Here is a 14999-nt window from a genome sequence, read left to right as displayed (position 1 = left end):
CCAAGCTCAACTACATTTTTTTATACTAGCAGAGCCCACCTATTTAGCTATTAGTTAATTAGTTAAATTAACTGTGTAATTGAGTTAATACTTCGCTAGGTGTTTTATTAAAGTGGCGTTTAAATTCGCGGCTAAATTGCGATGGGCTGGTATAGCCAACCTTTAATGCAGCTTCGTTGGCTTTACTTCCACTAGTGGTTATAAGTTCTTTAGCCTTAGCTAAGCGTACTTTTTTTAAATACTGTAGAGGGGATTCAAACGTTACTTGCCTAAAAGCACGATGAAACGACGATACGCTCATGTTTACATCTTCAGCTAACCCTTCAACCGTAATTTGATTGGCATAACTACTGTGCATAGTTGAGAGCGTACGGGCGATACGTGCATAATGCCCATCATGCATAGCAAGCCCTATTAAAGTATGTCCTTGTGGACCACAAAGTACGCGATATACCAATTCTTTTACTATATCCTCGCCAAAAATGTCAGCCTCAATGGGGTTATTTAAAACAGCTAATAACCTATGAGTAACGAGCTCCATTGCTGTATCTAAAGTTGCCGACTGTACTGCGCCAATTTGTGCAGAAGACGATGATGCTGAAAGAGGCTTATGCTGCATTATTTGATTAACGAGTTTGTGTAGCATTGCAGGGTTTATATCTATGGCAATGCCCATAACGGGTAAGTCGTTATCAGTAAATGCTTCACACTCTAATGGCACCGGTACGCCAAGGACTAAGTAGTCGCCTGCGCCGTATTTTATTTGATGTTCAGGAAAGTGAATTATTTTATGACCTTGCCCAACAATAATAATACCTGAGTTATATATAAGCGGCTGGCGCGGCGAGCTTTTAGTTGCTCGATGAAAATACACGCCTGGAATGATAGTTTCCATGGTGCCTTCAAAGCTGAGTAATTGATTATGCTCGGCGTATTGTTGCAACATATTGGCTATGGTGGGCATAAAAGGCATCTTTAATTGAGTGTATTTTACGTAAAATAACAATATTGATAGTTTTAGGCAAGCTTTTGCGAGTTATTGGGCTTTTTTTATGTTTGTTTTGCTACTAATATGCACTCATTGGAATTTAGCTTAGCTAGTGTCTAAGCATTCTATTTAGTATTTAACCGTCACCTAGGAGCAAAATAATGAAATTTAGCTACGTAAATCCAACTCTTATCCAATTCGGTCAGCAACAAATTGCGGCACTATCTGATTTGATCGCAAAAGATCAAAAAGTACTTGTAGTGTACGGCGGCGGTTCAATTAAAAAGAACGGCGTGTACGACCAAGTTGCAGCAGCACTTGAAGGCTTTGACTGGGTTGAGTTTTCGGGCGTTGGCGCTAACCCAACAATTGAAGTGCTAGACCAAGCAGTAAAAATTTGTAAAGAACAAGATATTGACTTCGTATTAGGCGTAGGCGGCGGTTCAGTGATCGACGGCGTTAAATACATTGCCGCATCAGCCGTTTATGATGGCGAAGGTTGGGATATTCCTACTGGTAAGCATACTATTACTAGTGCATTACCAATCGGTGCAATATTAACATTGCCTGCAACGGGTTCTGAATCTAACCAAAACTCAGTTGTGAGCAAAGAAGCAACGAAGCAAAAACTACCGTTTGCATCACCAGAAGTACTTCCTAAATTTGCGATTATGGACCCTGATGTAATGAAAACATTACCGCAGCGCCAACTTGTGAATGGCTTAGTAGATGCATGGGTTCACACCTGTGAGCAGTACCTGACATTCCCTGAAACAGCATTAGTTCAAGAAGGTTACGCTGAAGCACTTTTAAGAACGCTTAAAACTTTAGGTGATAACTTTGAAAACCAAGATGACGCATGGCGTGCAAACCTTATGTGGGCTGCTAACCAAGCACTCAATGGTTTAATTGGTTCTGGTGTATCGCAAGATTGGGCAACACACATGATTGGTCACGAGCTTACAGCGGCTTACGGTGTTGATCATGCACGTTCACTTGCTATTGTTCAGCCTTCTTTATTACGTAACCAATTTGCAGTTAAAAAAGCAAAGCTTGAGCAAATGGGTAAAAACGTATTTGGTCTTGAGCAATCTGAAGACTTAGCAGAGAAAACAATTGCAGCAATTGAAGCGTTTTACCACAGCCTCGACGTAGCGACCCAGCTTACTGAACATGGCGATGATAAAGCCGCTGCTATTGACAATATTATTGGCAAACTTGAAGCTCACGGCATGGTTGCTCTTGGTGAAAACCAAGCTATTACGCTTAAAGAAAGCCGCGAAATTTTAGAGCAAGCGGTTGCTTAATTTTCAAAGCTAAGCGCTTACTTAAATATACTAGGGCGTGTTGATCTTTGGTGGGTGAATTTGCAGCAGTATGTTTGGTTTTTAGGCAAGGCGGAGCCTATGTAGTGTGGTTATTCCCCATGAATAGGCGATAACGCAGCATAAATACCAAACATGCGCTGCCCTTTGGGTTCTTTCTAGGGACGATTAACTCTTTGTTGCTCGGTTTTTACTTAGCCCACTAGGTTACAAACCTCGCGCCGCGATTTAATCGCCCCTAGATTGAACAAATTTCAATCCACAAAGATCAACACGCCCTAAGTAATACGTTAATAAAAAACCGTCAACCTTTGGGTTGGCGGTTTTTTTATGGATTATTATAAATACTGCGTTGCTAATTAACCAATAAATTTCGTATTAATGTTTTTAATGATGATAGTAAACTGTGCTCAACGGTTAGGAAAAACCTAACGATTAAATAAATTTAAACAGGACTAAAACTCATGAAATTACTAAACACATTACTTAGCTCAAAAGCAGGCGTAGCAGCATTAATTTTACGAGTACCAGTTGGCCTTACTTTAGCGGCGCATGGTGCACAAAAGCTATTTGCTTGGTTTGGCGGTTACGGGCTTGAAGGTACAGGCCAATGGATGGCGAGTATTGGTTTAGAGCCTGGCTATTGGTTAGCAATGATGGCAGGTAGCGCTGAGTTTTTTGGTGGCATTGCATTAGCAATTGGTTTGTTAACTCGCCCAGCTGCTGTAGTTGCCGGCTTTACTATGCTGATTGCTATTTTTAGCGTACATATTAGTAATGGCTTATTTATGGCAAACAATGGCTATGAATACGCATTAACTTTACTAGTAGTAACTGTAGTTTTAGCAATTCAAGGAGCGGGAAGCTTTTCTCTTGATAACGTATTAGCTAAAAAGCTCGCTAATAAATAGAGTGTGTTAATTAAAAAAATAGCGGCCAATTTGGCCGCTATTTTTGTTTAAATTATTCAGCAGATAATGTTAAAGAATAACTGTACTGCTTTTGCTCAAGTAAATATTCTTTATGGGTACTTGGGCTCCATGAATCATCGCCACCAACCCCCATATGTTGATGATCAATGTGTACATGTACGCAATCATCAGCAATGAGTTCGTTAGTGTGCTTAGCTTGCGTTAACATACTTTGCGAATACTCACTGGCTGCAAATAAAAACGCACCGGTTACGGTTAAATTATTAATACGCAGTAATTGGCAATCGCTACGCAGGCCGTTATCGGTTGGGAATATATACGGGGTATGTAGCTCATTTAAGCTCAAGCTGTAATAACCTAAACGTGCTGCGGCTTTGCGATCTGGGTAGTTTTCAAAAGGCCCTAAACCACGCCAGTTTACTTTTGTATCGCTTTGCTTGTTAAGTGTTGTACTTAGCCCTATACGCGGCATTGGCGGCAGAGTATCGTTTAGTTGCACATCAACATTTAAGCTAATATTGCCGGTATCATTTAGTGTATATAGCCACTGTGTTTGAGCCTGTAGCACGCCATTAAACTCGTAATTAAATACACAAGTAATACGTACATCAACACTTGATTGCACTGCGTGAATTGAGCTGCATGTGCGCTGCCATTGCCCTATACCTGCACGTAACCAACGAGCCTCCCATGCATTAGGGTCTAGGTTATCTACTTCGCTTACGCCTATGTCGTTATCAAGCGGGGCCCGATAAAAGTTATCAACCAGTGGGCTACTAATAACCTGAGTATCGTTTTGTAACCACTGCTCTATAAGCCCTGATTGCTTGCTAAAAACAAGTTTAAACTTATCGTTTTCAATACTTAGTTGAGAGTCGGTTTCACTAACACTTATAGCGCTTTGCTCTGTAGTTGATGTAAATGATTCACTGTTTAAATTATTACTATTTATAAGCTTAAACTGCTCGGTGTTTAATACATGCTCGGCACTTGCAAAGCTACAATCGTTAATTAGTGCTACATCTAAATTAAGGTGGTATTGCGCACCTTGCTCAAACGTTGTTTTAGTTTTAATTGTTAACGTGTGTGTACTTTGCGGAGCAATATTAAGTACATGCTCGCCTTGTTCAACACAGATGCCATTTTGCATTAACTGCCAAACCAGTTTTTCGTTATCTGTGTGTCTAAATACATAATCGCTAAATACATCAACGGTAAATTGGTTTTGAGTCTGCTCGCGCAGCGTAAATTGTAAATGTTGCTGGCTGTATTTAGCTTCAAACAAGCTTGGATGCGGTGTGCGATCTGGAAATAATAAGCCGTTAATACAAAATTGGCGGTCGTTTAGTTCATCACCAAAATCGCCGCCGTAGGCCCAGTAATGCTCACCATTTTCATCAGTTTTAGATAAACCTTGGTCTACCCAATCCCAAATAAAGCCACCTTGCAGGCGAGGGTATTCTCTAAATGCTTGCCAGTAATCGTCAAAGCTACCTAGGCTGTTACCCATTGCATGGGCGTACTCACATAAAATAAGTGGGCGCGTTTCACCCGGTAGGCTTAGCCATTTTTTTATTGAATATTTTGGTACGGCGTCATCGGCAACATGTGTATCTACACGGGCATACATAGGGCAAATAATGTCGGTTGCTGTGGTATTTGCGCCGCCACCTTCGTATTGCACTGGGCGAGAAGGGTCAAAGCTTTTTGACCATCCGTACATAGCATCGTGGTTGGCGCCGTGTCCGCATTCGTTACCCAGTGACCAAATAATAATAGAGGCGTGGTTTTTATCGCGCTCAACCATTTGTGTATAGCGCGACATAAATGCGCCTGCCCACTGCGGATCGTTGGCAAGCCTACCCATAGGGAACATGCCATGGGTTTCTATATTGGCTTCGTCCACTACGTATAAACCTAGCTCGTCACACAGCTCGTAAAAACGCGGGTGGTTAGGATAGTGAGCAGTACGTACAGCATTAAAGTTATTTTGCTTCATTAGCTTAATATCTTCAATCATGTCGGCGGTGCTTACTGTGTGGCCGTTTTCAGGGTGATGCTCGTGGCGGTTAACGCCGCGTATAAGTAGCGGTTTGCCGTTTAAGCAAAGCTGCCCGTTAAGCATTTCCACTTTTCTAAAACCAATGTTATAGGCTTCAACATCTACTGTGTTGCCTTGCTCATCTAGCAGGCTTACAACGCAGCGGTATAAGGTCGGGGTTTCGGCGGTCCACTTTTTAGGGCTTTGTATATCAATTGTTTGAAATACAACATCGCTCCAGCCGCCTTTTTCATCAACGCGTTTATTGTTAGTGCTTTGTATGTGTGGCTCGCAGAGTGCTTGCTCATTATCAAAAACCTGTACTGCTACTTGGTAGTTATTTGGCGCATTTATCGCCGTTTTTATATGTAGCGTTGCATCGCGGTAGCAGGCGTCTAAATCTGGGGTTATAAATACATCACGTATTTGGTTTTGTGGTTTTGTAAGTAAGTTAACATCGCGAAAAATACCGCTTAGCCACCACATGTCCTGATCTTCTAAATAACTGCCATCGCTCCAACGAATAACCATAACCGCAATACGGTTAGTACCTGCCACTAACAGCTCGCTTAAATCAAATTCGCTTGGTAAGCGGCTATCTTGTGAGTAGCCCACCCACTGACCGTTACACCAAAGGTGAAACGCCGAGTTTACGCCTTCAAAAATAATATGGTTACGCTGCGCTAATTGATCCGGTGTAATAGTAAACTCAGTGCGGTAGCAACCTGTTGGGTTATCGCTTGGTACAAATGGCGGGTTAACTGCAAATGGGTATTTAACATTACAGTAAATTGGTTTATCAAAGCCGTGTAATTGCCAGTTAGAAGGCACTGTAATGCTTTGCCAGTCTTTGCTTAGTGTTTCACTTAGTAATGACTCATCAACCGCTTCGGGTTTATCAAATAATTTAAAATCCCATTGGCCGTTTAAACTTTGTTTTTGTGATTGTGTGTTAGTACGGGCATGGTCAACGCTTTTAAATCCATTGAGTGGGCTGTGCGCTTTTACTTGATTAACTTGTACTGAAATTGGGTTTTCCCAATCACGGCGATTAATTATGTGTTGTAGTGAGTTCATTAGTGTCCTATTGCATGTATGGCAATTATAGTGGCTTAAATATAGCTAAAATCATGCGTTGGGGTTATGCTTAAAGCTCTCTTTTATTTGTCCAAAACTATCATTTTAAATTATGCGCAACACTATTGTAGATGTACTCGATATTGGCCCAGAGTGTACAGAGCGGTTTATTGATTTAACCACGCTTTCGCAAATGCCAAACCTTGAAATAGAGCTGGCAGGTTGCTCTAATTTATTGGGTGACTATTGTGTTGCACGTAATAACCCGCTCGAACACACTCTTTTTTATACTTTGGCTGGTCAGGGCACACTTAAAACAGTTAATAACCAATACTCATTAACTGAAAATAGCTTAGCTATATTGCCTGCAAGGCAAAGTTTTGAGGTTAAAATAGCAAGCGAAAAGTGGGATGTGATTTGGCTAAACCTTGCAAACACTAAACGCTGGCAACACTTGAATTTAGCACAGGCTAAGGTATTAACTAATCAGCAATTAGCGCCATTACATTTAGCTATGGAGCTTTTATATAGCGAAAGTAACGCTACTTTGCGCGAAGGTGTTATGCCTATTTTAAGCCACTATTTAAACACTACGCTTCAAAGCGAGCCGCAAATAGGTGGGCAAAACAGATTAACCAGCTTGTTTTTAGAGGTAGAAGAGCGCTTACAGTTTGATTGGACTATAGAGGTTATGTGCGAGCACGTGCATTACTCAGCACCGCATTTACATAGGTTATGCCAAGCGCAATTTGGTAAAAGCCCTATGCAGCAGCTTATTTATTTACGCATTAAACGAGCTAAAAGCTTACTACTAAATACCCGCTGGCCTGTTGCCCATATTGCTGCTTACGTGGGGTATCCTAATATATTTAATTTTTCTAAACGGTTTAAAAAATCAGTGGGTATATCACCAAGTGAATTTAGAAAATAACGTAAGCGGCTCTCTACATTTGAATAAATTTAAGGTATTGTGCGATTTCTTAAATTGCATTTTAGAGTTTTTAGGTAGGTAATGCGCTCAAACTACTTTTTAGTCGTGATACTTTTAGTGCTTGTGCACAGCTTTATTAGCTGTGATGTGGCGGCGTATCACCTGCAAGAAGAAGTTGATCATGCTACGCATGTTCATTCTCAAACAAATGCAAACGATGAAGATGCGCAATCACCTACTGAAATACATGCCCATCAGCATTGCCACTGTGGTTACTACAGTACGCTAAATCACTCTATAAGCCCTGAGCAAAGCCAAGCTACACTGCCTGTGTGCTATAGCGGTTTAAACTATCCACCAGATGTTCCGCCACCAAATTTTTATAGCTAGTTTTTAATTTTAAACACTTTGTAAATAACTGCCTGCGCCTGTGCGCTATAAGGCTAGTTATGTACATATTTAGGTTGCTTAATTGCGCTTGTTTTTAAAATAGGCGTAGTGATTAAGTCAACTCTGTTTGTTAAAAAACGGACATGCTATATGAATAAAAAACCACTTATGCTGGTGGCGCTACTGTGCGCATTACCTGCAATGAGCGTTTTGGCAAAAAATGAGCCTCAAAACGTATTAACGCTAAAGCAAGCGCTTAAAAATACCGAGCAGCAAAATGCTGAACTTAAACGCTACCCGTATCATCAAAAAATATTAACGGCGCTTAAAACCCAAGCTGCGCTTTCACCTAATCCTGAGCTGAGTTTTGAAACTGAAAACTTTTTAGGAACCCACGGCTCCCATGCGTTTTCGGGGGCGCAGTACACGCTGGCTTTAAGCCAATTAATAGAGCTGGGTAATAAACGCCAAAACCGCATTAACTACGCCACGGCAAATATAAAAGCTCAAACAATTGAGTATAAAAATACTCGGTTAGCACTTTTAGCAACCACCGCTGAGCGCTATTACCAAATACTTAAATTTCAGGCGTTAATTGCTTTAAATAGTGAGCGTAAAAACACCGTTAAGCAGGCACTTAACGCAATTGAAAAACGCGCTAAAGCGGGTGCAGCCTCAAGTGCTGATGTAACCCGCATGCGTTATGCATTAAGCCAAGTAGATTTAAATACGCTGATGCTAAATAGCGAATTTGAGCGTGCGCGCTTAGCTCTAACCGAGCTTTGGCAAGAGCCGCAAGTGAGTGATTACTATGCTGGCGATTTATCACAAATAGCTGCTGTTAAAAGTGAAGCAGTGCTACTTGATGCGGTAAATACAGCACCTGAATTTGCACTGCTGCAGCAGCAATATATGCAGCAAACGGCTAATTTGTCGCTGCAACGCTCAAGCGGGCAAAGCGATTTAACCCTGGGTGGTGGCGTGCGATATAACCAGCAAACTGATGCCAGCTCGTTGGTGTTTTCGTTTTCAATGCCGCTGCAGTTAAGCAATTCTAATAGCGGTAATATTGAGGCTGCAAAGCATCAACTTACGCTACTTAATGAGCAACAAGGGCAATTACGTGTTCAGCTACGCCAGCAAATACGCACGCTCTATGCGTATTATCAAGGTAAAACTGCGCAGGCACAGCTATTAACACATCAAGTTATTCCACAAGCACAAACGCTTATAAAACAAAGTTTAAAAAGCTATCAACAAGGGCAAATATCGGTGTTGCAATTACTCGACGCACAGCAAGCTTTATTTGATTCTAAACGCGCACTTATCAACATCCATAGCGAGCTATATCAAGTGCTGCTTACCCTTGAGCGTTTAACTGGCCAACCTTTAATTGAGACTCATCAATCATGAATAACACTCTTATCGCATTATTTATAACGCAATTATTTACACTCCCATTTTTAAGTAGCACGGCTATGGCATCTGATAGCCATCACGAAAAAGGTCACGAAGAAGGCCACAAAGACGAACACACACAAAAAGGCCCACACGGCGGATTTTTACTAACCAATAACGCCCTTGATTTAGAGCTTAAGTTAACCCAGTTTGCAGGTAATACCGAGCTGCGAATATATGGCTTTAATAACGATAAAGCGGTGGATATAAACCAGTTAGACGTAACCATAAACGTGCAACGTTTAAGTGAAGAGCCGCAGCTTATTCGCTTCAAAGCTGAAGATGACTATTTAGTAAGTACCGTGAGCGTAAACGAGCCGCATTCTTTTAAGCTTGATGTAATGGCACGCTATAAAGGCGTTGAAATAAATTATCATTATGAGCAAGAAGAAGGGCGTGCAACGCTAAGCTCCCAAGCAATTGAACGCGCAGGAATTAAAACCGAGATAGCAAAAGCAGGTAGCGTTGAACTAACAGATACTCTATTTGGTGTTATAGCACCCACCGCGCACGGCACTGTTGAAGTAATGGCGCCTTATACCGGCTTAGTTAACGATATCTTTGTAAGCATTGGTCAAAACGTTAAAAAAGGCGATAAGCTTGCCAGTATAACCAACCGCGAAACACTGCAAAATTACACCATAAAAAGCCCAATTACAGGCGTTATTACCGAGCAATATTTAAAGCGCGGTGAGCTTGCCAATAGCGCATTAATGCAAATAGTAAACCTTGAAACCGTATGGGTCGAGCTCTCGGCTTTTCCTGAAAATATTGAAAAGCTCGCCATAGGACAAAGCGCAAAAGTGTACGATTTACATCATCATTTAAATGCGCAAGGTGAGGTGTTTTACATAGCCCCGATGATGAGCGGCGGGCATATTGCGCGTGCGCGAATCGAGCTTAAAAACCCTAATGGTCATTGGCGTCCTGGTATGCATGTTAATAGCGACATTAGTACTGCAAAAGTAGATGCTGCAGTGCGAGTAAAGGCTACAGCTGTGCAGGAATTTAACGGCAAACCTAGTGTGTTTATTAAAAGCGGCAATGTATTTGAAGTACACCCTGTAAAGCTTGGTGCTAAAAACAGCGAGTGGGTAGAGGTACTTGAGGGGCTCTCGCCAAATAGTGAGTACGTAACGCAAAACAGTTATGTAATTAAAGCCGATATTTTAAAAAGCGGCGCAAGCCACTCACACTAGGAGGCAGCATGATTGATTGGATAGTTTCTTTTGCGGTTAAACGCCGAATGATGGTGCTTGCGCTCACGCTTTTATTTGCTGGGTTTGGTGTATACAACACACAAAATTTAGCCGTTGATGCCGTACCCGATATAACTAATGTGCAAGTACAAATAAATACAAAAGCGCCCGGGTTTACCCCGCTTGAAGCAGAGCAGCGCATTACCTATTTAATTGAAACCGCTATGGCGGGCATACCAAAGCTTGATTACACTCGTTCGATTTCGCGTTATGGGCTTTCGCAAGTTACCGTTATTTTTAACGAAGGCACCGATATTTACTGGGCGCGCCAGCAAATATCAGAGCGCATTCAAAGTATTAGCTCAGACTTGCCAGCCAATATTGAGCCAAACTTAGGGCCAATTGCCAGCGGGCTAGGGGAGATTTTTACTTACTCTGTGCATGCAAATAAAGGCGCATCAAAAGACGATGGCACGCCATTTAACGCAGAGGATTTACGTACTCTGCAAGATTGGGTTATTCGCCCGCAGCTATTAAAAGTAAAAGGTGTTACCGAAATAAACAGCCAAGGTGGCTTTGAGCGCCAGTACCAAGTAGCCCCCGTGCCTGAAAAACTACTCGCTTATAAGCTCACGCTAAGCGATGTAATTACTGCACTTAAATTAAATAACAGCAACCAAGGCGCAGGGTTTATAGAACGCTTTGATGGGCAATATTTAGTGCGCTCACCAGGGCAATTAAAAACCATTGATGATATAGCCAATACTGTAGTTGCTAAGCGCGATGATGCACCAGTACGGATTAAAGATGTAGCAAATGTGCGTTTAGGTAAAGAGCTTAGAACCGGCGCTGCTACTTATAATGGTAAAGAAACCGTGCTCGGCACCGCCATGATGCTAATTGGCGAAAACAGCCGCGTAGTGGCAAAATCGATGGCAGATAAACTCAAAGCCGTACAGCTAAGCTTGCCTGAAGGTGTTGTGGTAGAAGCAGTTTATGACCGCACAACCCTTGTTGATAAAACCATAGACACTGTAAAAACTAACCTGTTTGAAGGCGCTGTATTAGTGATTGTTATTTTGCTGCTGTTATTAGGTAATGTAACCGGCGCGCTTATTACGGCAATGGTTATTCCGCTTAGCATGTTATTTGCCATTACCGGTATGGTGGGTAATCGCGTGTCGGGTAACCTAATGAGTTTAGGCGCAATCGACTTTGGTTTAATAGTTGATGGCGCTGTAATTGTGGTTGAAAACTGTTTAAGGCAATTAGGACTTGCGCAGCATAAACATGGCCGGCTACTTACATTAAATGAGCGTTTAAGTGTTGTAACCGCCGCTACTAAAGAAGTGTTTAGCCCTGCGGTATTTGGCATTTTAATTATTATGCTGGTGTATTTGCCGCTGTTTGCACTTAGTGGGGTTGAGGGAAAAATGTTTCAGCCAATGGCATTTACTGTTGTAGCCGCACTAGTTGGCGCACTTATTTTTGCCGTTACCTTTGTACCTGCCGCTATTGCGGTATTCGTACGTGGCAAGGTGAGTGAAAGCGAAAATGCAGTTATGCGTGGTATTAAAAAAGGCTATAAACCGCTACTTGGTCTATCGCTTAAGTTGCCGTGGGTAATGTTAAGCATTGCTGCTGTGCTTGTAATTGCACTTGGCTTTAAAGTTAAAAATATGGGCGCTGAATTTTTACCGCAGCTTGATGAAGGCGATATAGCCATGCACGCACTGCGCATTACCGGCACCGGTATTGAACAATCGGTAAAAATGCAAAAAGAGCTAGAGCAAGCCATTTTAGCCATACCTGAAGTTGAAAAAGTATTTTCAAAAATTGGCACTCCAGATGTAGCAAACGATCCTATGCCACCTAACGTTGCCGATACCTTTTTAATGTTAAAGCCGCGCGAACAATGGCCTGATCCCGCTTTAAGTAAAGAAGATCTAGTTAAGCAAATTCGCCATTTAGTAAATGAAGTACCAGGTAATAATTATGAGTTTACGCAACCTATAGAAATGCGTTTTAACGAGTTAATAGCAGGCGTGCGCGCCGACGTTGCGGTGCGTATTTATGGCGATGATTTATCAACATTAAAACAGTATGGCGAAAAAGCCACAGCCTTGGTGCAAAACATTACAGGCGCAACTGATGTACGCCTTGAGCAAATGGAAGGTTTGCCTACACTTTCGGTAACGCCGCTTCGCGATCATATGGCGCTGTTAGGCTTAACCGTAACCGATATACAGCAAAGTGTAAGTGCTGCGGTAGGCGGTGTACAAACCGGGCTTATTTATGAAGGCGATAAACGCTTTTCGTTATTAGTGCGTTTAGATGAGCGCTGGTCAAACGATGTATCACAGCTTGCGCGTTTGCCAGTGGCCGTGCCCAAAAGTGCCAACCCAGACCTTGCATTTGTACCGCTAGGGGAAGTTGCAAATATTAGTATTGATAAAGGGCCTAATCAAATAAACCGTGAAAGCGGTAAGCGTAATGTTGTTGTTACTGCAAATGTAGAAGGGCGTGATTTAGCAAGCTTTGTAAGTGATGCACAAGCCGCTTTAAATTCAGATCTTAATTTACCAAGTGGTTATTGGATTGAATACGGCGGTACATTTGAGCAATTAGAATCGGCAAGTAAGCGGTTATCGCTGGTGGTGCCAGTTACTTTATTGCTTATATTTGGCCTGCTTTACAGTGCGTTTAATTCACTTCGTGATTCGTTAATTATATTTAGCGGCGTACCACTTGCACTGACAGGTGGCGTGCTTGCGTTACTATTACGCGATATGCCGTTATCAATATCGGCAGGCGTGGGGTTTATAGCGCTAAGTGGTGTAGCGGTATTAAATGGTGTGGTTATGCTGTCGTTTATTAAACAATTAAGAGCCGATGGGCTCAGTTTAATAGATGCGATACAAACAGGTGCACTTTCGCGCCTGCGCCCAGTACTTATGACCGCTTTAGTGGCAAGTTTAGGGTTTATTCCTATGGCGCTAAATACAGGCACCGGCGCTGAGCTACAACGGCCGCTGGCGACGGTTGTTGTAGGAGGGATTATTTCATCAACCTTACTTACGCTATTAATATTGCCTGCACTTTATAAGCTAGTACATGCAAAGTTTACTAGGCATCAAGCTGCTTAGCTAATTGCACCTGTTAGATAACGTAAAAGCAGCTGAAGTTTCAGCTGCTTTTTTGTTGTTAAGTAAACTTTGCAGGTTAATTATATTGAAAAAGGTTATCCCAGCGCTCATCCAAAATAGTTTTTGCGTTTTCCAAATTTATTGCGCTATACACATCATTAGTACACGTCACTAAGCGCATACGCTCCAACTTTTCAAGCGCATCGCTAATTTCAAAGTCGAGTTCGCACTGATATTTACTTTTAAACCAATGCTCTATTTGTTCATCAAGCGTTTGGGCGGTTAAGCCGTTTTCTGATTTTAGTAAAAACGTATACGCAAGCAGCGCTTCTTTTATGTCTTCCTCTTCGGCGGCGTCTATAAGGGTGTGAAAAACACCGGCGTTGTTATCAAGGTTTTTAAAGTAGAGGTTATCGCTAAGTGCTTTCATAAATTTAATTTTACGGTTTTTAAACTTACTCCATTCTTTAAAAATAAAGCTGCCAAATACCCCCATACCAATAGCAAAGGTAATAAAGTGTTGTTGCGTCATTTCGACAGCTTCACTTCTAAAGCCACCCCAAAAAGCAAACAGAGCAAGCAATAATAAAATTGATGCACCAAGCTTAGTTATAAGTACCACCGCACCGCCAATTAAAGCCGATGAGCCAATAATTGCTTTATCAATAGGGCGCATGCGTACTTCACTGTTAGGAAATAGCATTTCGAGATCGGCTTTTGGAACATTTTGAAACAGTTTCACTATGGTAGAGCTTGGCTCGAACCCTAAAGGTATTTTATTTTTAGCTTCAAAGTGGGCTTTATCTTTAAAACGAATAAACACCGCAACACGGTCGTAATTAGTAAAGTGCAGCGGCTTTTTACGAAGGCCCCAAAAGCTAGTTATGGTTTCGGTCAGTTGCGACTCGCCACGGCGATAAAAAACCACTTCTTCAAAGTCGTCAAATTCAACTTCAAGGCGCACCTTAAATAGTGACTCTTCGTTCAATGCATCTTGTAAGTCTTCATTGGTGATCACTTCAAAGTTAGCTGCATTAAGTACCTTAGCAAAATCTTTAGCAAAATCTCGTTGGCACTGCGCTTTTTGATCCTCCGATACTGGCGCTAATGATCGCGTGTCACTATTGGGATCAAAGGGTGCGTAGTTGTTTTTAAGTGATTCAAGTGTTGCGTGGTAATCGTAATGAATAAGGCTTGCTAGTAAATCACAAAATTGTTTAAACGATGTTTTTTGTGTACTGCTTTTAAGCTCTTCGCTACACATATCGACAATATCTTGCTTTCTAAAGGGAATAAAACGCGCACTTTGCATATTTTTTTGACTGCTTTCATACATATTAAATTTAAAGATCGTTATTATTATACTTTGTTAACTAATTGAGCTCGATCTATTTTATTTAAATGTTAGTAGTACAAGTAAAAAATTATAAAGTATGTTTTATTTTGAATTAAAGTAAGCTTTTAGTTTTGTTTTTTTTTTTTGTTAGTGATAAAGAATTGCTTATTCTTGTT

General features: G+C 41.5%; 10 protein-coding genes. 7 read left to right on the top strand and 3 right to left on the bottom strand.

Going from position 1 to position 14999, the window contains the following annotated elements; translation table 11 throughout:
• Positions 1–67 precede the first annotated feature (67 nt).
• A complete protein-coding gene (locus AC5NT5_RS13680; RefSeq protein WP_182696153.1) occupies positions 68–964 on the bottom strand; it encodes an AraC family transcriptional regulator in 897 nt (298 codons plus the stop codon).
• Between the two features lie 185 nt (positions 965–1149).
• Between AC5NT5_RS13680 and AC5NT5_RS13675 the strand changes: the two genes are divergently transcribed.
• Positions 1150–2295: an iron-containing alcohol dehydrogenase gene (locus AC5NT5_RS13675; protein WP_002962851.1), complete on the top strand. Its 1146-nt coding sequence runs from the start codon at positions 1150–1152 to the stop codon at positions 2293–2295.
• 482 nt (positions 2296–2777) lie between these two features.
• On the top strand, positions 2778–3224 hold the full coding sequence (locus AC5NT5_RS13670) for a DoxX family protein (protein WP_182196955.1): 447 nt from the start codon (positions 2778–2780) through the stop codon (positions 3222–3224).
• A 52-nt stretch (positions 3225–3276) separates the two neighbouring features.
• Here the strand turns inward: AC5NT5_RS13670 and AC5NT5_RS13665 are convergent, their stop codons facing one another.
• A complete protein-coding gene (locus tag AC5NT5_RS13665) occupies positions 3277–6363 on the bottom strand; it encodes a beta-galactosidase (RefSeq protein ID WP_494513956.1) in 3087 nt (1028 codons plus the stop codon).
• A gap of 112 nt (positions 6364–6475) precedes the next feature.
• Here AC5NT5_RS13665 and AC5NT5_RS13660 point away from each other — a divergent pair, with 112 nt between their 5' ends.
• The 5 genes from AC5NT5_RS13660 (at position 6476) to AC5NT5_RS13640 (ending at position 13487) form a co-directional block, all read left to right on the top strand.
• Positions 6476–7294 carry an AraC family transcriptional regulator gene (locus AC5NT5_RS13660; protein ID WP_494513957.1) on the top strand — a complete coding sequence of 273 codons (819 nt, stop codon included), beginning with the start codon at positions 6476–6478 and terminating at the stop codon, positions 7292–7294.
• Positions 7295–7375: 81 nt separating this feature from the next.
• Positions 7376–7684, top strand: coding sequence for a hypothetical protein (locus AC5NT5_RS13655; RefSeq protein ID WP_494513958.1), 309 nt, complete (start codon positions 7376–7378; stop codon positions 7682–7684).
• 150 nt (positions 7685–7834) lie between these two features.
• A complete protein-coding gene (locus AC5NT5_RS13650) occupies positions 7835–9097 on the top strand; it encodes a TolC family protein (RefSeq protein WP_494513959.1) in 1263 nt (420 codons plus the stop codon).
• Entirely contained in the window at positions 9094–10341 is a 1248-nt protein-coding gene (locus tag AC5NT5_RS13645) for an efflux RND transporter periplasmic adaptor subunit (protein WP_494513960.1), read from the top strand. The genes AC5NT5_RS13650 and AC5NT5_RS13645 overlap by 4 nt, the downstream gene beginning before the upstream one ends.
• Before the next feature lie 8 nt (positions 10342–10349).
• The gene (locus AC5NT5_RS13640) at positions 10350–13487 is read left to right on the top strand and encodes an efflux RND transporter permease subunit (RefSeq protein WP_494513961.1); all 3138 of its coding nucleotides are present in this window, start codon (positions 10350–10352) and stop codon (positions 13485–13487) included.
• A 76-nt stretch (positions 13488–13563) separates the two neighbouring features.
• Here the strand turns inward: AC5NT5_RS13640 and AC5NT5_RS13635 are convergent, their stop codons facing one another.
• Complete coding sequence (locus AC5NT5_RS13635) at positions 13564–14799, bottom strand: TMEM143 family protein (RefSeq protein ID WP_182725262.1); 1236 nt, start codon at positions 14797–14799, stop codon at positions 13564–13566.
• Between the last annotated feature and the right edge of the window lie 200 nt (positions 14800–14999).

The sequence above is a fragment of the Pseudoalteromonas sp. J2K-J599 genome, from assembly GCF_059295115.2.
Note: the sequence above shows the minus strand (reverse complement) of the source record. Positions and strands in the feature narration are given on the sequence as shown.

Coding starts and splice junctions, on each gene's coding strand:
- AC5NT5_RS13665 (WP_494513956.1), bottom strand. CDS start 6,363: ATGAACTCACTACAACACATAATTAATCGCCGTGATTGGGAAAACCCA.
- AC5NT5_RS13660 (WP_494513957.1), top strand. CDS start 6,476: ATGCGCAACACTATTGTAGATGTACTCGATATTGGCCCAGAGTGTACA.
- AC5NT5_RS13650 (WP_494513959.1), top strand. CDS start 7,835: ATGAATAAAAAACCACTTATGCTGGTGGCGCTACTGTGCGCATTACCT.
- AC5NT5_RS13675 (WP_002962851.1), top strand. CDS start 1,150: ATGAAATTTAGCTACGTAAATCCAACTCTTATCCAATTCGGTCAGCAA.
- AC5NT5_RS13645 (WP_494513960.1), top strand. CDS start 9,094: ATGAATAACACTCTTATCGCATTATTTATAACGCAATTATTTACACTC.
- AC5NT5_RS13635 (WP_182725262.1), bottom strand. CDS start 14,799: ATGCAAAGTGCGCGTTTTATTCCCTTTAGAAAGCAAGATATTGTCGAT.
- AC5NT5_RS13680 (WP_182696153.1), bottom strand. CDS start 964: ATGCCCACCATAGCCAATATGTTGCAACAATACGCCGAGCATAATCAA.
- AC5NT5_RS13655 (WP_494513958.1), top strand. CDS start 7,376: ATGCGCTCAAACTACTTTTTAGTCGTGATACTTTTAGTGCTTGTGCAC.
- AC5NT5_RS13670 (WP_182196955.1), top strand. CDS start 2,778: ATGAAATTACTAAACACATTACTTAGCTCAAAAGCAGGCGTAGCAGCA.
- AC5NT5_RS13640 (WP_494513961.1), top strand. CDS start 10,350: ATGATTGATTGGATAGTTTCTTTTGCGGTTAAACGCCGAATGATGGTG.